Consider the following 17,306-nt stretch of genomic DNA (forward strand, 5'->3'; position numbering starts at 1 on the left):
TGACCTACTTGAACGCACGGGCGAGGTGCAAAAACGGGCTTCCGCCCAGGATGACGAACATGGCCGGAAGCATGAACAGCACCATCGGAATCGTCAGCTTGGCGCCCAGCTTATGCGCCCGCTCCTCCAGCTTGGTGATGCGCTCTCTCCGAAGGTCTGCTGCAATACCGCGCAGCGCCTGCCCGAGCGGCGTTCCGTATTGCAGGCTCTGGGCGATCACCGTTCCAAAGCGGCGAAGCCCTTCGGACTTGGTGCCCAGCTTCTCGAATGCTTCAGCGCGATTCGGCAAGATCCGGAGATCGTCGAGCAGTCCGCGCAAGACCTGGGTGATCTCCGGATTGGTCTCCTTCATCTCCTCCGCGACGCGTTCAATCCCGCCTTCGAGGCCCATTCCCGCTTCGCTGCATACGACAAGCAGATCGATGGCATCCGGGGTCCCCAGCCGGATGGCCGCATCAAAGCGCCGCTTCAACACAAAAAGGATCAGGCGCGGGCCCATGATTCCGATCACCACTCCGAACAGCGTGAAGATCATCACGTCCGGGAACGGCTTTCCGAGAAGCTGGGTCGTCAAGAAAGCCGCGAGCGGAAACAGGAACATGCTGACCGCTTTGACACCAATCCAGATCGGCAGCGTTCGATAATGGTTGAAACCCGCCGAACGAATGATCATCCGGAGCTCTTCGAGGTTTTCCTCCGCATAGAACCGCTTGTAGCGACCGCCTATCGAGGACAGCCAACCCATCAGGCCCTGCGTGGAGCTCCGGCGGTGAGGGATACCCAGCACGGCACTCGCCACGCGCGCATCCAGCGCGCGGATATGCACCTCGCGAATGACCAGGATGAACATCGCGGCCGCGACGACCGTGGCAAGCGTTGCAAAACCGACGACGGCAGTCATAGGGCCGTCTCCCTCTTGATCATCCAGCGTATCACGAAGTGCCCCACGATGACCGATCCGGCCGCGTAGGCCAGCAGCATGTTTCCAGTCGGATCGTAGAACAGCAGGTCGATCGATTGCGGATTGATGGCATAGAGCAATCCGCCGATGATGAGCGGAGACAGCGAGAGCGCACGCGACGAGAAGATGACCTCACCCGCCAGAGCCTTCGCGCGCGCGGCCAGGGCAACCCGTTGGCTCACAGTCTCGGCCAGCGTTTGCAGGGTTTCCGCCAGGCTGCCGCCCGCCTTGAGCTGGACCGCGAGCGTCACCGCAAACATGGCGTATTCGGGAATCAGGGTTCGTCGATAGATCCCTTCGACGGCCTCTTCCGGAGCCTTGCCAAGGTTCAGCTCGCTGCAAACCGTCGCGAACTCGCGCGCTGTCGGCTGCGGCATCTCGCGCGCGATGGCGCGAAAGGCTTCGTTGACGGGCAACCCCGACCGAACGGTGCTGGTCACCAACTGTATTGCATCGGGAAGCTGGCGGAAAAGCTGGTTGATGAAACGACTTCGCTGCCATCCGAAAACGCCGCGCACGACCAGAAGGGCAACACCACCAGCAGCGATCGACACCGTAGACGTCGAAAACTGCAGCAATCGATGGTTGCCATAAACGACCATGCCGGCGGCCACCGCGCCGGCCAGAAACACCAGGGCGGGATGCACGGCGTAAACGATGTCGGCCTGGTAATTGACGAGCCGGTAGAGCAAATCCCAGCGCGACGCCTTGGCCGCGCGACGGATAGACACCGAGATTTCCGCCTCGGATGTCGGCAAAGCGACCTCGACCCGGCGCTCCATCCGCCTCTGTCGCGCGTCGAGCCACAGCGTATTGATCGTCGCACACAGCAGAAGCACCAGGACGATGATCAACGGCGTCGACATCAGATCTGCCTCATCGCGTCGGCCCAGGCCCGGTCGAGCCCATAATAGACGAGACGGCTCTTGAATTTCGGAACTGCGTTCGTGGACCGATACGTGCCCGATATCCGGCCGTGCACGTCCTCGTCCTTGTACTCGAACAGCGCGATGTCATTGGTGGTGATCACCTCGCCTTCCAGGCCAATCACCTCGGTGATCTGAACGATCCTGCGCTGTCCGTCCCGCATGCGCTCGACCTGCACGATCAGATCCAGGGCGGCCACGATTTGTGCGCGGATCGCACGCGACGGCAGATTGACCTGGCCCATCTGGACCATGTTCTCGACACGTGTCAGGGCATCACGCGTACTGTTGGCATGCACGGTCGAAATCGAGCCGTCATGGCCGGTGTTCATCGCTTGCAGCATGTCGAAGGCCTCGGCACCGCGCACCTCGCCGACGACAATGCGATCCGGACGCATGCGCAGGGCGTTCCACAACAGATCGCGTTGCGTGACCTGTCCCGTACCCTCGAGGCTCGGCGGCCGGGTCTCCAGACTGATCACGTGGGGTTGCTGAAGCTGGAGCTCCGCCGCATCCTCGATTGTGACGATACGTTCGCTGTGGTCGATGAACTGGCTGAGAGCATTCAGCATGGTCGTCTTGCCCGAGCCCGTGCCTCCTGAAACCAGAACGTTCAGCCGGCAGCGGGAGGCAATCTCCAGAAGCTGTCCGAGCGCGAGAGTCATGGATCCGTTCTCGATCATTCCGGCAATGTTCAAGCGCCGGCTCGGAAATTTTCGGATCGATACGCAGGGACTGTGGATAGCCAGCGGCGGCAGAATGATATTGACGCGGCTGCCGTCCGGCAGACGGCAGTCCACCATCGGACTGGATTCGTCCACGCGCCGGCCAACCTGCGCTGCAATCTTCTGCGCGATCGCGGCAATGTGGTCGTTGTCCCGGAACCGTACCGCGACCCGCTCCAGCTTGCCGCTCCGTTCCACGTAGACGTTGCTCGGCCCGTTGATCATGATGTCGTTGATGGTCTCATCGAGCAGAAGCGAACGCAGCGGCCCATAGCCGGTCATGTCGTCCGCAATTTCTTCCGCCAGCAGCAGTTGCTCGCGGCCTGACAGTTCAAGCCGGTCCTGATTGGCGATGCCGTGAATGATTTCCTCGATCTGCCGCCGAAGGATCTCGCGCGAGACCGACGCGGCCGCCGCAGGCTCGATCTGCTCGATAACCCGCTCGCGCAACGAGGCCGGCATGACCGGGTGCCCTGTTGCAGGCTCCTCGCGCTTCTGCGTCGACACGGACAGAGCCGGAGGCTCCCCATTCGGCACAATTGACATCACGTTAGGCGCAATCGGCGGCGGGACGGGCAACGGCGGCGGCGCGCCCGGCGCCTCCGCCGTCCGCATCGACAAAGAGATCGGCATCTCGTCTGGGCGCCTGCCGAACTTCTTCATAGCCCGAGCCACCTTTTCCACCGCCTCTTTTCCTTGGAGCCGACGCCGGTGATCTCCCGCACGATCGGAGCCAGGTGACGCCGCAGCCCACGCACGTGCTTCAGAGCCGGGATGCCGAGGTTGACGGCCTGGGTCATTCCCTTGCCGAGATCAGGGATCACCATGTCAGGCTCTGCACCCAGCGCCTTGACGATGGTCGCCTTGGGCAGCCCCCCGGGTCGGTTCGCGCGGTTAAGCAAGGTAAAGACCCGATCCTTGCCGGCGATGTTGGTGACCGCGTTGCGCAGGGCATGGGCATTGCGCAGTCCGGTCACCTCGGCTTCCAGCAGCACCAGCACATGACGGGACATCTGGATCACCGGGTACATGGAGGCCGCGAAGGGCACCGGCACATCGACCACGATGTAGTTGAACCGCTGGCGGAGCAGGCCCAGCACGTGCCGCACGCCCGCCTCGGTGATGTCGAGCTTGGCGTCGAGTTCTTCATCGCCGGAGATCAGGCTCACGCGATCGTTCACCTCGATTGCAGTGCGCTCCAGAAACAGGGTGTCGGCCCGCATCGGGTTCTCGAGGGCAATACGCAGGCCGGGCCCCGGACGAACGCCCAGCATGACCGCGGTTTCACCGCCCTGCAGATGCAGGTCGAGCAACGCGACCTTGGCCTTCGTCGTCTCGGCCAGCTGCATCGCAAGGTTGATCGCTACACTCGTTGCACCGGCGCCGCCCTGCGCACCGCAAATCGAGACCACATGCCCGCTGCGATCGGCCGGGGCATGCGACACGTCGCCCAGCAGCTTCGGGCGCAACTGGTCCAGCACGATATCCCGCGTGAGCGGCTTCGGAAGATATTCCGTGAGGCCGAGATCGATCAGCGCGCGGTAGAAGGTGATCTCCCTGTTGTCGCCAATCAGGGCCACGCGGACATCCGGCGGGCAGACGCCCGCCAGGCGCTCCAGCTCGGGAAAGGGATCATCGATGCCGCTGATATCGGTCACCAAAGCGAGCAGATCGGTATCCGTCTCCAGCATCTTGATGGCGCTGCGGATGGTGCCGTTCTTGATCGAGAGATTGCTGCCTTCGAGGCCCTTGCCGAGGGCGCTGGCGCTGACCTCGTCATTGACGAAACAGACAATCCGGCTGCGCGTGACGACGGATGTCGTTTCCTGGGACGGAGTGACCACTGCCATGTTCATCAACGCTTCTCCGGCAACTTGGCACCAAGGCCAATCGCGCTTGCGGTGCGCTCCGCGGCTTCCGATCCGTCGCAGGTCACGGCCGCCTCAACGCTTTCGGCGTCCTGCTTCCTGACCGTGTACTGCCTCACATCGCCGCCGGAATGAACGACCACGGCCGTTCTCTGGCCGGCGATCGCATTCTGGCGCGCGAGCTCCGGCGAGACGTCGCAGCTCGAGATCACGCCGGCGTCAGCCTTGTCCCACTGGTCGATGGCGGCCCGCACCGCGAGCGACAGGGTTCCGAGCTGCTTGGCCACCGTGACCTTCTTCACCTGCTCCTGCGTCAGCTCGAGCGAGACGGTTTGCGGCAACTTGCCGGTGACGGTGCTGATGGTGCGCCCGCCCTGCACCAGCTCCTGGTCGATCGCGATGACGCGGACATTTCGCAGAATCGTCTCGCTCATCGCGCGACGGGCGGGATCCGCCTTCTCGAACACCTGGGTCAGAACGACATCGACATGATCACCCGGCCGTACCAGGCCGGAGACGCCGGACTCCTCGTCGACCTTGATGCTGATGGCACGGCTGTCCGGCGCCAGCACGCTGGCGAGGAAGCCGCGATCGCGCGGGCGCAGGATGTCCTGCAGCGTGATCGGGCTGCCGGCGTCGACGAACTTGCGAACCAGCGACCCGGGAAGTCCAACCTTGGTATCAGGCGTTTCGAGGATCGCCCCCGAGGGGACGCGATCCGGCGTCACCTGACGCACCGCGAAATCCTCCTCGCGTGCCAGCGTTCCCCTGGCAAGGGGACGTGTCGCAACAAAATAGCTGACGGTCGTGGGCGCGGCCGGCAGCTTTTCCGCGACCGCGTCCGCGACGACCGGTCCCTTCGCCTCGTTCGCATTATAGGCAATCAGCCCGAGCGCGACGGCTGCGAGCAACAGCACCATGATGACGGAGACGCGCAGAGCGGACGACATGTCAAAATCCTTTGCTCAAAATTGTCCAGATACCGCCGCACGCGATGGCAACCCCATAGGGCAGCGGTGCATGCCGCAAGTGGCGCCAGCGCTCGACGGCATAGACCCGACGCACAAGCGAGGATCCGGCGGGCGCCAGCTTCGGATACGGCAGGTGGCGCATCATCATATGCATGGCGGCCAGGACGCCCCCGGCGAGTGCGGTAACGGTCAGCAGCTCAACGACGCCGCTCAATGGAAGACCGACCGCCAGAGCAACCAGCAACTTGACATCGCCGCCGCCGATCATCCCGCGCTGATAGATGACGAAGAGCACCAGGAACAGCAATGCGGCGACGAACAGCGACTGGCCAAGCTGCATCGGACTGGCTAATTCGCCGACAATTCCAAGCAACGCCAACGCCAGACAAATCTCGTTTCGGATCAACCGTGTCGCGATATCGATGGTTGCGACATACAACAACAATGCGATTTCCAGACACGAGGTCGTGGACGCAATCCAGTTCATGAAATTTCGCCTCAGACGAGACGGAGGGCACGTACAGTGCCCCCGTCTTCAGACGATCTTCTGCGTCAAGCGGCAGAAGCGACAGCGGTGGTGATCTTGCCGATCGCAGTCGTGAGCGCAGTACCGATTGCACCGGCACCGTCCGTTCCGAACGCAGCGGCAACGGCGCCGACGATGCAGGCGGCAACGATCACGTACTCGAAAGACACGACGCCTTCCTTGTCCGCGCGCAAAAGGCTCAGGGCCTCCTTGGCTTTGAAATAATGCTTCAGCATAGGCGTAATCCCTTTTCCAAAATAATGAACGCTACATGGAGCGCCGTTGGCAGAAAAGCCGCCAACGGGATCAGGTGCAGGCGAGGCTGAGCTCGCCTGGCGGCTCCATCCGCTCTTAGGCAGCCGAGGCGACCGCGGTGGTGATCTTGCCGATGGCGGTGGTGAGGGCAGTGGCGATGCCGCCACCTGCGGTGGTGCCGAAAGCGGCAGCGACCGCACCGACGATGCAGGCGGCAACGATCACGTATTCGAACGACACAACGCCGTTCGTGTCCGCGCGCAGCTGCTTCATGGCTTCGGTGGTCTGGATGTAAAACTTCAACATAGGAGAAAATCCCTCGTTACTAAGATGAATTGACCATTACCGTTGGCAGCAAAATTCAGCCAACTGCATAAAACTCTAATGTTTTTCTTTAAAGGTGTCACCTGCTAATCGTTTTTTAACCTTACTCTGGGCGCCCGGAAGACTACGGCCGGGAACAGGATTTAAGGCGCTAAAGCCCGTTAAATTGCGGGTTTATCTGCACATGAACGAAGCGTGCGATGGATTCGCCGGGCGCGGGACGCGACGATTTATCATCGCCGTCCGCTTGCCGGGAACGCTGATGCCAACGCGATTCCGAATTTCCGATGAACAGCAGGCCGCAGGCGCCAACGGCTATGCGTCGTGCGCCGAAGCCGGGCCCGCCAGCCTATTGCCTCACTGGGGCTCCTTCGGCGGCGCCGCGCTGCTGCCCTCGCTTCGCTGCTGCTGCTGGCCGTCCGGTGTGGCCCCGTAAGGCAGCGGCTTGGCGTCGGGATCGGCCCGGCCGCACGAGAGGCTGGTGCAGAAAAAGCCGACATAATCCTTCACGTCGGCGCGATAGAGTTTCACCAGCCCCTGGGTCTGGTCCACGATGACCGTGGCGCGGTGGACGACCTGGCCATCGGCAGCATAGGCCGTCATCATGACGCGACCGGCTTTCAGGCCGCGGATCGTGAACACGCGATCGGTTTCCGGAATCACCTGCGCGATGTCTTCGATCGAAAGCGAGAACCTGTTCACCGGCTGATCCAGCGTGAAGGTGCGGGCCTGCTCGGCGCGAAGCTCGATCGTCTCGGTGGCGACGATCTCCTGCATTCGCTGCGCGTTCGCGGGGCCGATGCAGAGGGCAAAAAGCGACATCAAGGCTGCCGGTAAAATTACGTGTCTCATAAAAAATTCCTCCCGGGAAACAGGAAGCTCATCACCGCAATTTACACGCGGCCGGAGAAGATTAGCATAGCCCGCCGCGACAGTCTGTTTCGTGTTGATCCGGGAGGCCACGACCTTGCGTTTATGCAAGGCTTGAGAGAAGCTGAATCGCTGGGGCGGCTGGGGACACGCATGCGCATTTACTTCGGTTTATCCGTTTTTATCGCCTGCTGCTGGATGTCCGCCGGCGGCGCGCACGGGCAGACCGCGTACATGGTCGACGAGAGGCCCTGCCCCGACCTTGATCCCCGCCTGCGCCAGCCCCGCGACAATGAGTGGTGCGACTACGTCACCAAGATCAAGCGCTGCGACGGCGATCTGGCGGAGCGGGTGTTTCCGCAAAGCCGGGCCCCGGCCTATCTCATGTCCGAACTCGGCACCGAGCACCCTCGCCGGCTGATCTGCCATCCTGACGAATGAGCCGTGATCGACCTCAATGCGACAGCTCGAGCTTCCGCATTTCGCTGATCCGGGCCAGGCAGTATTCGCGGTACAGCTCGTTAATGATGACCCACATGATAAATCCCCATTACTCGAAACAATAAAAGCCTAGCCCCGCCAGGTTTCAGGGCCATGTCGGCGCCTGGAAATCTGGTTTCCGGAGGATTTCCTGTCTGGGGAATTTATGTCAGCGTGCCTGTCATTTAACGAACGTTTATCCCCGCCGGCCCGCCGTCAGCGGCTTCCGCTCCCGGCCAACGAGCCGGTCGTCTCGGCGGTATTGAAGCTCGGCAGGCAATCGCGGCAGATGACGAGTTTTTCGGCCAGCTGCCGGTCCCGCTCGCCTTCGATGTCGTCGTGAACGGCCCACCAGGCGCTGGAGTACGGGCGCAGCGTCGTCAGCGTCCGCTCCCGCTCGCTGATGCGGTCCACCGACGCCGGCTGTGCCGCCACCGGATGGCGCATCGGAGACCTGGCCTGATTGGGATTTCGCCCAAGTCCATCCCACGAAACCGACCTTGTCGCGCCGGCGCGGACCGGTTCAAACGTCGCGCAGCCCGCGCCCCAGATCGACAGCGCCAGGGCGGCGGCATGCCGGGCGCATTTCATCGTCAACCGTCTGCGATAACCCGTGGGCATGATGGCCGACGCAATCCTGTCCTAGCGGAATTTACGCCTGTTGATCACGACGCCGGCCGAGCCGAGAACTACCAGCACGCAGCCTGCGATGATGAGCCAATGTGGGGGCTGAAGTCCGCGCAAGATGTCGATCATGATCCCGTACCGGTTCGACGGCCGCAGAGACGTTGCCTTCAACTGGTCGCGCGGACGGGCCAAGCGTTGATGGCCGGTCCGACGCCGGGACCAAGGCTGCGCGCTTATGGTTAAAACGCCGTAAATCCGGTTTATGTCGCCGGTAAAGGCGTGCTCACGGCGTCATCAACCTGGTCCAGCCTTGCGGGGAGACCTTCGTTGCATCGTCGACATGAGGCGCACGAGGCGGTTCACGCGGCGGATGCTTTCGGCGAAGCGCGCGGCGGGGGCGCGATACCGGATATGGAAAACGAGCTTGCGAAGGCGTGTGAGCATGATGTCCTCCTCAAGACGAGGCGCAAACCGCCGGCTTCGGCAGCTCGCTGCCGACCAACCATCGATTACCGGTGCAGGCGTGGCGATCTGATATAGCGGGTCAGAACAGCCACGCCAGGCGCATTGGCGAGCACCCGGACGCTGACCGCCTGCCGCTTGCCGGACCGCTGATCGGGAGCCAGATTGTAGGTCACCCGGGCACCGGCCTCGGGCGTCAGGCCGGGCGAAAACGATTTGAGATGAAAGAATATGTCGGTGCCGCCGGAATCCGGCCGGATGAAGCCGAATGCCCGGTCGCCGTGATAGGTCTTGATTGTACCTTCCAGCATCCTGCAACCTTTCAGTTCGATAGACGCATGGTTCGCGGAATTACTCGTTGGGCTAACCGGATTTCCTCACCTGCTCGATATTCGTGTCAGCCGACACCGGGAAAACGGACGCGACATTTGAGGCCGGCGGGAAGCGCATAGTTCGGGTTCGGCAATTCAAGGCGAACACCGATCGTCCCGCTCGCCGCGTCGAAGACCTGATCGACGACCGTCACGCGCGCGGCGTATCGGCCGCCTACCGGTTCCTCGGGACGAATCTCCGCAGACGCCCCCACATGGATCTTTCCGAACTGGCTGAGCGGAACATAAACCTCGACCAGCAGCGGATCGATTTGCGAAATCGTCAGAAGATGGGCCTGGTCGTACGCATATTCGCCCGGCCCCAGTTTGCGCTCGACCACCACGCCGTCGATGGGGCTGCGGATGGTACGCAGTTTCAGGACTTCGTTGGCGCGGGCCACTTCGAGCCCAGCAAGAGCGAGGTTGACCTTCGCTTCCTCGACATCCTGTTCGGCCACGCGCGCACTCGTCTCCGCCTCGTCGGCAACCGCGACCGAAACCGTATCATTCTTGCGCAATAGCTTGGATCGCTCGTCCTTGCGCCGGAGGAATTCGAGTTTGGCGATGCTCGAGCGAACCGTCGCGTCGTTCTCGGCACGAGCCTTCGCCAGCAGCACCGCCGCCTGCTCGACTCCCGATTCGAGCCGCGCAACGACATCTCCCTTCTTTATGACGTCACCACGATCGACCAGCACTTCGCTCAGGAGACCCGGAACCGACGTTCCGAGCTTGAGAACCATTTTCGGCTGTATCAGGCAATCGAACTGCCCCTCCGGCTTCGTCTCTTGCGCGTTGGCGCATCCTGCGCCCGCCACCATCGAGACGATCAGAATCGCGAGACCTCTACGCCACACGCCCGACGCGTCAGGGCGCCCCGCATCGTCACTGTCGTGATTGCAATCCCGGAACTGCGCCCGCAAGTCGTCGATGCATCCAAATGTCCGGACCTGTCTCATTCGCCCCTCCCCGAAAACGCAAGCACCCGGTCCAGCCGACGATCCAGCTTCACATTCTGGACGCGCACATAGCCATGTCGCCGCTCCGCCTGGAATTGAGCCAGCCAGCGTAACGAATGGTAGACCCGCAACGGAACAGGAATGCGCGTACCGACGAGTCGCGCAATCAGGCGCGTCATCGATCCTGCATGGATCATGAATACGTCGTCCTGAAGTGAAACGATGGCCTCGCAGCTGCCGGGATCGCCCTGCCGTGCGCAGCGACCGAATAGCTGGCGATCGACCCGCCGGGAATCGTGGTACTCGGTCAAGATGACATGCAGGCCGCCCCGCGCGGCAACGCCCGGGTCAAGCCGGATATCGGTCCCGCGGCCAGCCATATTCGTCGCCACCGTCACGCGCGCGGGCTCGCCTGCCCTCGCGACGACCTCCGCCTCATCCTGGTCCTGCTTCGCGTTCAAGAGCGCATGCGTGATGCCGCGAGCATTCAAGGCCGCGCTGATCTCCTCGGACGCGCCAACCGAGCGGGTGCCGATCAAAACCGCCCTGCCTTCGGTCACGGCCAGCCGCTCCACCCTGTCGGCAATGACCCGCAGCTTTTCAACCGGGGTCGTGCATACCAGAGGGGGAGCCACGCGACGCTGCGAGGGCCGGTTCAGCGGGATGCGAACGACATCGAGGCCGTACACGGATTTGATCTCCCGCGCGACCTCGCGGGCGGTACCCGTCATTCCGGACAGGCGAATGTAGCGACGAAACAGCCGCTGATAAGTGATGCGCGCGAGCGTCTCGCGCCGCTCAGTCGGCTCGCAATCTTCCTTGATCTCGATCAGCTGATGAAGGCCACGTTCCCAGGAGCGGTCGGGCATCACGCGTCCCGTCGACTCGTCCACGATTTGCACCTTGCCGTCCATGACGACATAGTGCTGATCGCGGTTGAACAGCAACATTGCGGAGAGAGCCTGGGTCACAAGCTCCTCGCGAGCCCGAACCGAACTCCAAACGCCGTGCAGCTCGTCAGCGAGCCGTCCGACCTCTCGGCACCCTCCCTTGGTCAGCGCCAGACTTCGCTCTGCGAGATCGATCTCATAGTGCTCTCCCGCGACGAGAGAGCTCGCGAACTGAAGGGCCTGCTCGCATTGCAATTTTTCCTCGGCGGCCCCCGTCGACGACGACAGGATGAGGGGCGTGCGCGCTTCATCGATGAAAATACTGTCTGCTTCGTCGACGATGCCAAAATAGAGCCCGCGTAGCACGAGATCCTCGTCCCGTCGCAAATTTCCGCGCAGCCGCTCGAGTGACAGGTGTAAACTGCTGCTTCGATGCGCCAGCGCGACACGGTCGCGCAGATAGTCGAATGCAAGCTCCTTGTTGGTGCAATATGTCACTGCACTTGCATAGGCGCGACGCCGCTCGGATCTCGGCATGCCCTGGACCACGGTCCCGACACTCAGGCCCAGGAACTCATAGAGCGGCCTCATCTCGCTTGCGTCGCGTTGGGCAAGGTAATCGTTGACCGTAATGAGATGCACGGGATACCCGGCCAGCGCCACCGCGGCCGCAGGCAACGTGGCAGCAACGGTCTTGCCTTCTCCGGTCGCCATCTCCACCAGTCTGCCCTTCAGCAGACCGAACCCCGCAATCAGCTGGACGTCGTAGTGCCGCTGACCGATGGTCCGCGATGCCGCCTCCCGTACCAGCGCGAAGCATCGGCCGACGAGAGGCAGCGTAAAGCCCGAGTTCCGCAGTTTCGCACGAATATCCGATACCTGCAGACGCAATTCGTCATCGCTCATGATCCGCAGGGCATTTTCATGTCCGGCGGTGTGCTCGACGATAGGCATCAGCGCACGAACGGGATCCCGTATGCCGCCGAGCGCGCGTTGAAGCAGATCCTTCGCCAGATATTCGGCCACTCGATCGTGAACCGCCGGCTCGCGGTCTGCGCGCTCCGGATAGGGACGGCCAACCGCCAGGTCGCGGTGATCGAGATCCATAACACTCTTAGACATGGAAGTTTGTCAACAATAGCAGTCTGACGCTGCGATACCATTGCACCGCCAGCGGCTCCTTCCGGTGTTCGAACCGAACGAAGACATGCTGGCCGAAATGGTCCACCGCCTCCAGACCTTCAAGCTCGATGTCGAATTGAAAGGTCCGCTGCAGCGTCTTCGGCCCCTTCGCGTCCCGCGGGTCAGTCGCAATATCCCCGCCTCCCTCCACACTCAGTGCTGCGCTGGGCAGGTATTCACCACCGGCCGGCACCGCCCGCAAAACGCGCCCCTCCAGGATCAGCCGCGGCTGGTCCACCGGACGGACCTGGATGCGGTCCGTCGTGAGGCGTACTCTGTCAACCGCCTCCTGAGGAACGACGACGCGTGCCAGCGGCGTCGTATTTCCGACAACGTAGCCAAGCAGCTCACCCCGACGGTAGTAGCGGCCGGGAATGTCGACCATTTGCGGCACGACAAACACACCATCGCTGCGAGCACGAGCCACAAGGTCCGAAGCGCGATCGCGGGCGAGGCTCAAATTTGCGCGCTCGAGTTCAAGTTTATCGCGGACAATCTGGGCCTTTGCCCGATCCGACACGAACTCCGCAGCATATTCGGCCTGCAGTTCCGTCACCTTGGCCTCGCTCCTGCGCAACTGCGCAACGAGTGTCGGCTCGCGACTCTCGACCAACGGGTCACCCAGTGCGACCTGCGTTCCCGGCGTCACCAGGAGTTCATGGACGAAGCCATTCGAAGCTGCGCGCACCATGGCTTCTTCAGGCAGCCACAACACCCCCTCGACGTTGGAATGATAGGGCATCGGGACGGCGAGCAGAAAGAAAGCCAGGCCGAGCAGGAGTCCGGCCGTTACCGCAACAGAACGGGCGCGATGCTTGCGCAGGCGCGGGTTTTCCACGAGATGACGCACCGCCTTTACAACCGGCAGCACCGCCATTGCGCCTACTGCCCATACGGCGAGAATAACGCCGATGAAGAAGAACTGTCCCGCGATGAACAACGCAATGAAGATCGTCACCATGATGCGGTAGACGGTCGAAGCAAAGCCGTAGAAGAAGAGCCATGCCCGCTCCACACCGGAATCGTCCGGCCGCTCCAGGTCGGAGACGCCAAGCAGGTATCGCTCGAACAAGTAGCCCCAATAACGCGCCGACCGCGCCGCCAGATTCGGAATCTCGATGAGATCCACCAGAATGTAGTAAGCGTCGTAGCGAAGCAGCGGATTGCCGTTGAACAGAAGTGTCGACACGCTCGCGATCAGCATCACATTGAACAGGATCGCCCGCACCAACCCCGGCTCGACCAGGAGCCACAGGTAGAACGCGATCGCCGCGACAAAGAGCTCGACACCCATACCGGCCGCACCGACGAGCGCGCGCCGATACTTGGATCTGAAAACGGTGGCGGCCGACGCATCGACGTAAGGAACCGGCAGCAAGACCAGCAGGATCATGCCGAGATCGTGCACCTCTCCGCCCCCGGCCTTGGTGGCGGAGGCATGCCCCAGTTCGTGCAACGCCTTGATCGCCGGGAAGACCAGATAGATGATGAACAGATTGTCGACCGCCAACACGCGGTCGCTGAAATTGTGGCTGAGCTCCGGCCAATGCGGCCAGACCAGAATGAAGGCCGGAAGCACGACCGCGAGCCACGCGATCGCCCCCCAGCCGCTCCAGATCAACCGTACAAGACCCGCCCAGCGATTGAGCAGCTTATCCGGATCAAACAGCGGAATGCGGATCGCCATGGGATTGCCATAGGAACGCAAATGGCGAGCCCTTTGCTCGCGCTCGCTGCGTGCAAAAAGCTCGGCGACGTCGGGGGTTACATCGCTTTCCAACAGGTCGGCGGCATGCAGTTGGCCAAGCAATTGGATGAGCTCGTCCTGGCTGGGTGCGTCTTCACCCAGGTGACGGTTCGCAAGTTCCCACAACTGCTCGACGGAATGCGTTCCGTCCATTAACGAGACAATCAGCCGCGCGGACGGGCTGAAGCGATGCACCCGCGAAGAGGCGCGATCCTGCAACAAATACCACACTTCGCCGCGATAGATGTGCCGATGCAATCGCGCATGTGCACGCAACTTCGGCTTTCGCGCTGCGACTCGATACCACCAATTGCTGAGCAACGGCGCGTTCACCACGACCTCGCAATCAGAACAACCATTTCCAAATCGACAGGCGAACCCAATCCACGAAATTGTGCGTCCAGATCCAGATCAGCTTGCGTTCGCCGACATCGATCTTTCCAACGCCCTCCATGCCGGGTCGCACGCGGTCGGATGCATTCTGGAGCCGCGCCTCCACCCGGAAATAGTTGCGGCCCTCCTGGGCGGTCGAGACTGGCGTCATTTGCTCGACCGAGAAATCCATCCGCCGGTGCGGGATACCCGAGAGGGTGAGCTCGCCCTGTTGACCGAGCCTGACGTAGGAAATGTCTCGCTCCTCGACCTGCAGAATGACGCGATAGCTGTCCAATGGCGCGACCGTGAAGAGCATCTTGCCCAGTTCGACCGGCGTCCCGAGGAGCTGGTGCAGGTCGCCCGCAACGACAATGCCGTCGAACGGCGCGAGCAGCGTGGCACGCGCGAGCTTGTCGGTGACGAGCGACAACATGGCATCGACCTGCTCGATCTGGGCCTGGAGGATCGTCATGGTCGCACGCTCCTGTGCAGCCAGCGCCTGCCGGTATTTGCGGTCAAGCTGCTCGCGCTCGGACGACAACCGTGTTTGTTCGAGCTTGAGTTCCCGGTCGTCCAGTTTGCACAACACCTGCCCGGCATGCACGGTGTCGCCTGCGCGAACGAAGCTTTGTGCGATATACCCATCGAACGGTGCCGCCGCGATGCGCTGCACCGCTCCTTCGATCACCGTCTTTGCCGCGACACGATAGGTGCCAGTCGCGACACTGAAGAACAAGATGACGCCCACCAGCAACAACCCGACGAGCTTCGCGCCCGGATGGCGCGGTCCGAACAGGAGCTCCAGGCCATGGTGCAACGAGGTCCCGGCATGTCGGACGACGCCGCGCTCGTTTTCACGCTTGAGCTTCAGGATCGGACCGAGCAGCGCGCCAACCGTCTTGCACAGCTCGACGGTTTCGGTGTCGAAGGGCTCGCCTGCGGTGCGTTCCAGAGTCAGCACGCCGGTTGCATGTCCGCCGTCCGCGAGCGGCACCGAGCACACCGCAATATCCCTGTACTCGCGCGCGAGATCGGCATGCGCGAGGGCCGCGCTCTCGACGTCGTCACGCGGAGGGAACACGAGCGCGACGTCGAGGTCGAGCACCTCGTCCATGGCATTGCCGATGCGCCGGCCAAGGTCCATTTTGGGGTCGAAGGTCGCGGTATGCGAGATCGCCTTGACTTCGACGCTGCCTGAACGCTCGAGTCCCACGCTCACCCGATCGCACGCCAGGCGTCCCGCAAGTTCGTTGGCGACAGCCAGCGCCGCCGCCGAGAAGTAGCGCTCCTGCATGGCGGTCGCCACAATGTCCATGGCGAGCCCCATACGCGCAAGCCGCGCGTCGCGCTCCTCCAGTGCGCCCTTGCGGAACTGGTCAATCAGCCAGGCGCTGGCCCAATGCAACAACCGCAGGGCCCGTTGCAACGTCGCTTCGGGGCCAGGCCCGATATCGAGCACGACGACCCCATGCAGGGTGCCGGACACTTCAATCGGATAGCCGATGAACGCGTGGTGTTCGCGCGACGCGCCAATCCCCTCCGAGGGCAGCACGATTCCGCGTCGCTCGGTCAGAGCCCGTTCGGCGGCCGGACTGAGATATTGCATGTCCAGACCGGGATGGGGCCACACCGCCGCGGGCACGTAGCTGCCATCCTTGTCGGGCCCCAGCAGCAGAAGCCCGCCGCCCACCCGCTCGACCTGCAGACAAAGAATTGCGAGCCAGCTTGCGCAAAACTCGGCACTGTCCTTGGCGGCCGAAAATTTGGCCCAGGCTATCGATTCGGCACGCGCTGCGTCCTCGGTGAAGGAATAGATCGGGGACGCGGTGGTCATGGCTACTTATCGCTCTCGGAGCTATGCCCGCGATGCTGCATTAACGGGCAGCATCGCGGCGCGCGCGACGGAGGCGACGCTGAGGCGTCGCATTCACAAGGAGGCACGGCGTGACCCGTTCTCTAGGCGGATGCTCTCGCCCCGTTCAGGTGATCGCCCGCCTCCGCGGCACCGTCAGGACCGCTCGCCGCCGGAGCCGTTCCCTTGACAACCGAGAGGCGCGACGGAAGAGCCTGGAAGTTGCGCATCGACTGAAGGTGAAGATAAAGCAGCTCCAGTTCATCCGTCTTGGCAAGCTCGGCAAGCTTTTCACCGGGCAGAGCCTTCAGCTTCTCCCGATTCACCGCCATGAATCCCGCGAGCGACAGCTTTTCGCCCGAGGCGAGCTCGACCTGGGCCTGCATCGGCTCGAGCAGATCGAGTTCGCGCACCTTGCGGCAGAAGGCCTGGGTGCGGTTGAACTGGGCCTGATATTCCTGCAGGAAAGTCAGGATGTTCTGGACATACTGGGTGGGCTTGCTGTCGTCATCGAACAGCTTTTGTCCCCGACCATCGCGGTTAAATCCCGAATAAGCCTCGTCGATGCAGAGGACGAACCTCTCGCCATCGGAGCTGGTCGAGAACACAAACGGATAGCGACGGAGGAAAGCCGGGACATACTTGCCGTCCCATTTGGAATCCTCCGACAGAAACAGGTTTTCGCTGTCTCGCACGCCGAGAATGACGGCCGGCATGACGTTGTCCTTGGTGCCGGCAAACACGATCGCATATTCGGATGCCGCGGCGGGAAACTCGACCGCCATCAAGGGTACCGAATTGGTCTTGCTGCTGAAGCCATAATTCCTGGCCATCTCGACTGCGCAGCCGCGGTGCCGCGCGGCGGATAACGGAATAACGGTTTCGTAAATCAACAACTGGGCAGTCATTACTAGGCTCCTTCCCTTGCAATTTCGGGC

17 protein-coding genes are annotated in these 17,306 nt (G+C 62.3%); 1 reads left to right on the forward strand and 16 read right to left on the reverse strand.

Going from position 1 to position 17,306, the window contains the following annotated elements; genetic code table 11:
- Positions 1-4: 4 nt before the first annotated feature.
- From JQ631_RS30775 to JQ631_RS30815, 9 genes are all read right to left on the reverse strand, one after another.
- On the reverse strand, positions 5-901 hold the full coding sequence (locus tag JQ631_RS30775; protein ID WP_212333388.1) for a type II secretion system F family protein: 897 nt from the start codon (positions 899-901) through the stop codon (positions 5-7).
- On the reverse strand, positions 898-1,827 hold the full coding sequence (locus tag JQ631_RS30780) for a type II secretion system F family protein (protein ID WP_212333391.1): 930 nt from the start codon (positions 1,825-1,827) through the stop codon (positions 898-900). Before JQ631_RS30780 ends, JQ631_RS30775 begins: the two co-directional genes overlap by 4 nt.
- Positions 1,827-3,275 carry a TadA family conjugal transfer-associated ATPase gene (locus JQ631_RS30785; RefSeq protein WP_212333394.1) on the reverse strand — a complete coding sequence of 483 codons (1,449 nt, stop codon included), beginning with the start codon at positions 3,273-3,275 and terminating at the stop codon, positions 1,827-1,829. The genes JQ631_RS30780 and JQ631_RS30785 overlap by 1 nt, the downstream gene beginning before the upstream one ends.
- Positions 3,272-4,468 (reverse strand): CpaE/TadZ family protein, encoded by a 1,197-nt coding sequence (locus JQ631_RS30790; RefSeq protein ID WP_212333494.1) that lies wholly within the window; start codon positions 4,466-4,468, stop codon positions 3,272-3,274. The genes JQ631_RS30785 and JQ631_RS30790 overlap by 4 nt, the downstream gene beginning before the upstream one ends.
- The gene (gene cpaB, locus JQ631_RS30795) at positions 4,468-5,430 is read right to left on the reverse strand and encodes a Flp pilus assembly protein CpaB (RefSeq protein WP_212333397.1); all 963 of its coding nucleotides are present in this window, start codon (positions 5,428-5,430) and stop codon (positions 4,468-4,470) included. Before cpaB ends, JQ631_RS30790 begins: the two co-directional genes overlap by 1 nt.
- A 1-nt stretch (position 5,431) precedes the next feature.
- Complete coding sequence (locus JQ631_RS30800) at positions 5,432-5,938, reverse strand: A24 family peptidase (RefSeq protein WP_212333400.1); 507 nt, start codon at positions 5,936-5,938, stop codon at positions 5,432-5,434.
- A gap of 65 nt (positions 5,939-6,003) precedes the next feature.
- On the reverse strand, positions 6,004-6,213 hold the full coding sequence (locus JQ631_RS30805) for a hypothetical protein (RefSeq protein WP_212333402.1): 210 nt from the start codon (positions 6,211-6,213) through the stop codon (positions 6,004-6,006).
- A 115-nt stretch (positions 6,214-6,328) separates the two neighbouring features.
- Positions 6,329-6,538 (reverse strand): hypothetical protein, encoded by a 210-nt coding sequence (locus tag JQ631_RS30810; RefSeq protein ID WP_212333405.1) that lies wholly within the window; start codon positions 6,536-6,538, stop codon positions 6,329-6,331.
- Positions 6,539-6,913: 375 nt separating this feature from the next.
- Positions 6,914-7,378 carry a pilus assembly protein N-terminal domain-containing protein gene (locus JQ631_RS30815; RefSeq protein WP_212333408.1) on the reverse strand — a complete coding sequence of 155 codons (465 nt, stop codon included), beginning with the start codon at positions 7,376-7,378 and terminating at the stop codon, positions 6,914-6,916.
- A 201-nt stretch (positions 7,379-7,579) separates the two neighbouring features.
- On the opposite strand from JQ631_RS30815, the gene JQ631_RS30820 reads away from it, so the two are divergent.
- A complete protein-coding gene (locus JQ631_RS30820) occupies positions 7,580-7,867 on the forward strand; it encodes a hypothetical protein (RefSeq protein ID WP_212333412.1) in 288 nt (95 codons plus the stop codon).
- Between the two features lie 255 nt (positions 7,868-8,122).
- Here the strand turns inward: JQ631_RS30820 and JQ631_RS30825 are convergent, their stop codons facing one another.
- The 7 genes from JQ631_RS30825 to JQ631_RS30855 all read right to left on the reverse strand — a co-directional run bounded on the left by JQ631_RS30825 (position 8,123) and on the right by JQ631_RS30855 (position 17,276).
- Positions 8,123-8,527: a hypothetical protein gene (locus tag JQ631_RS30825; RefSeq protein ID WP_212333415.1), complete on the reverse strand. Its 405-nt coding sequence runs from the start codon at positions 8,525-8,527 to the stop codon at positions 8,123-8,125.
- Positions 8,528-9,042: 515 nt separating this feature from the next.
- Positions 9,043-9,306, reverse strand: a complete 264-nt coding sequence (locus tag JQ631_RS30830) for a cold shock domain-containing protein (protein WP_212333418.1) — start codon at positions 9,304-9,306, stop codon at positions 9,043-9,045.
- Positions 9,307-9,392: 86 nt separating this feature from the next.
- Positions 9,393-10,322, reverse strand: a complete 930-nt coding sequence (locus JQ631_RS30835; RefSeq protein ID WP_212333421.1) for an efflux RND transporter periplasmic adaptor subunit — start codon at positions 10,320-10,322, stop codon at positions 9,393-9,395.
- The gene (locus tag JQ631_RS30840) at positions 10,319-12,319 is read right to left on the reverse strand and encodes a preprotein translocase subunit SecA (RefSeq protein ID WP_212333424.1); all 2,001 of its coding nucleotides are present in this window, start codon (positions 12,317-12,319) and stop codon (positions 10,319-10,321) included. Before JQ631_RS30840 ends, JQ631_RS30835 begins: the two co-directional genes overlap by 4 nt.
- A 7-nt stretch (positions 12,320-12,326) precedes the next feature.
- The gene (locus JQ631_RS30845; protein WP_212333427.1) at positions 12,327-14,474 is read right to left on the reverse strand and encodes a peptidase M50; all 2,148 of its coding nucleotides are present in this window, start codon (positions 14,472-14,474) and stop codon (positions 12,327-12,329) included.
- 13 nt (positions 14,475-14,487) lie between these two features.
- On the reverse strand, positions 14,488-16,350 hold the full coding sequence (locus JQ631_RS30850; protein WP_212333430.1) for a GAF domain-containing protein: 1,863 nt from the start codon (positions 16,348-16,350) through the stop codon (positions 14,488-14,490).
- Between the two features lie 122 nt (positions 16,351-16,472).
- On the reverse strand, positions 16,473-17,276 hold the full coding sequence (locus JQ631_RS30855; RefSeq protein ID WP_283841836.1) for a SapC family protein: 804 nt from the start codon (positions 17,274-17,276) through the stop codon (positions 16,473-16,475).
- Positions 17,277-17,306 lie beyond the last annotated feature (30 nt).

It is taken from the genome of Bradyrhizobium manausense, assembly GCF_018131105.1.
GTDB lineage: Bacteria > Pseudomonadota > Alphaproteobacteria > Rhizobiales > Xanthobacteraceae > Bradyrhizobium > Bradyrhizobium manausense_B.

What these genes read in the sequence shown, in the direction of transcription:
- JQ631_RS30815 (WP_212333408.1), bottom strand. Translation starts at nt 7,378, where the DNA reads ATGTCGCTTTTTGCCCTCTGCATCGGCCCCGCGAACGCGCAGCGAATG.
- JQ631_RS30835 (WP_212333421.1), bottom strand. Translation starts at nt 10,322, where the DNA reads ATGAGACAGGTCCGGACATTTGGATGCATCGACGACTTGCGGGCGCAG.
- JQ631_RS30785 (WP_212333394.1), bottom strand. Translation starts at nt 3,275, where the DNA reads ATGAAGAAGTTCGGCAGGCGCCCAGACGAGATGCCGATCTCTTTGTCG.
- JQ631_RS30850 (WP_212333430.1), bottom strand. Translation starts at nt 16,350, where the DNA reads ATGACCACCGCGTCCCCGATCTATTCCTTCACCGAGGACGCAGCGCGT.
- JQ631_RS30825 (WP_212333415.1), bottom strand. Translation starts at nt 8,527, where the DNA reads ATGCCCACGGGTTATCGCAGACGGTTGACGATGAAATGCGCCCGGCAT.
- JQ631_RS30805 (WP_212333402.1), bottom strand. Translation starts at nt 6,213, where the DNA reads ATGCTGAAGCATTATTTCAAAGCCAAGGAGGCCCTGAGCCTTTTGCGC.
- JQ631_RS30775 (WP_212333388.1), bottom strand. Translation starts at nt 901, where the DNA reads ATGACTGCCGTCGTCGGTTTTGCAACGCTTGCCACGGTCGTCGCGGCC.
- JQ631_RS30855 (WP_283841836.1), bottom strand. Translation starts at nt 17,276, where the DNA reads ATGACTGCCCAGTTGTTGATTTACGAAACCGTTATTCCGTTATCCGCC.
- cpaB (WP_212333397.1), bottom strand. Translation starts at nt 5,430, where the DNA reads ATGTCGTCCGCTCTGCGCGTCTCCGTCATCATGGTGCTGTTGCTCGCA.
- JQ631_RS30810 (WP_212333405.1), bottom strand. Translation starts at nt 6,538, where the DNA reads ATGTTGAAGTTTTACATCCAGACCACCGAAGCCATGAAGCAGCTGCGC.
- JQ631_RS30820 (WP_212333412.1), top strand. Translation starts at nt 7,580, where the DNA reads ATGCGCATTTACTTCGGTTTATCCGTTTTTATCGCCTGCTGCTGGATG.
- JQ631_RS30800 (WP_212333400.1), bottom strand. Translation starts at nt 5,938, where the DNA reads ATGAACTGGATTGCGTCCACGACCTCGTGTCTGGAAATCGCATTGTTG.
- JQ631_RS30830 (WP_212333418.1), bottom strand. Translation starts at nt 9,306, where the DNA reads ATGCTGGAAGGTACAATCAAGACCTATCACGGCGACCGGGCATTCGGC.
- JQ631_RS30780 (WP_212333391.1), bottom strand. Translation starts at nt 1,827, where the DNA reads ATGTCGACGCCGTTGATCATCGTCCTGGTGCTTCTGCTGTGTGCGACG.
- JQ631_RS30840 (WP_212333424.1), bottom strand. Translation starts at nt 12,319, where the DNA reads ATGGATCTCGATCACCGCGACCTGGCGGTTGGCCGTCCCTATCCGGAG.
- JQ631_RS30790 (WP_212333494.1), bottom strand. Translation starts at nt 4,468, where the DNA reads ATGAACATGGCAGTGGTCACTCCGTCCCAGGAAACGACATCCGTCGTC.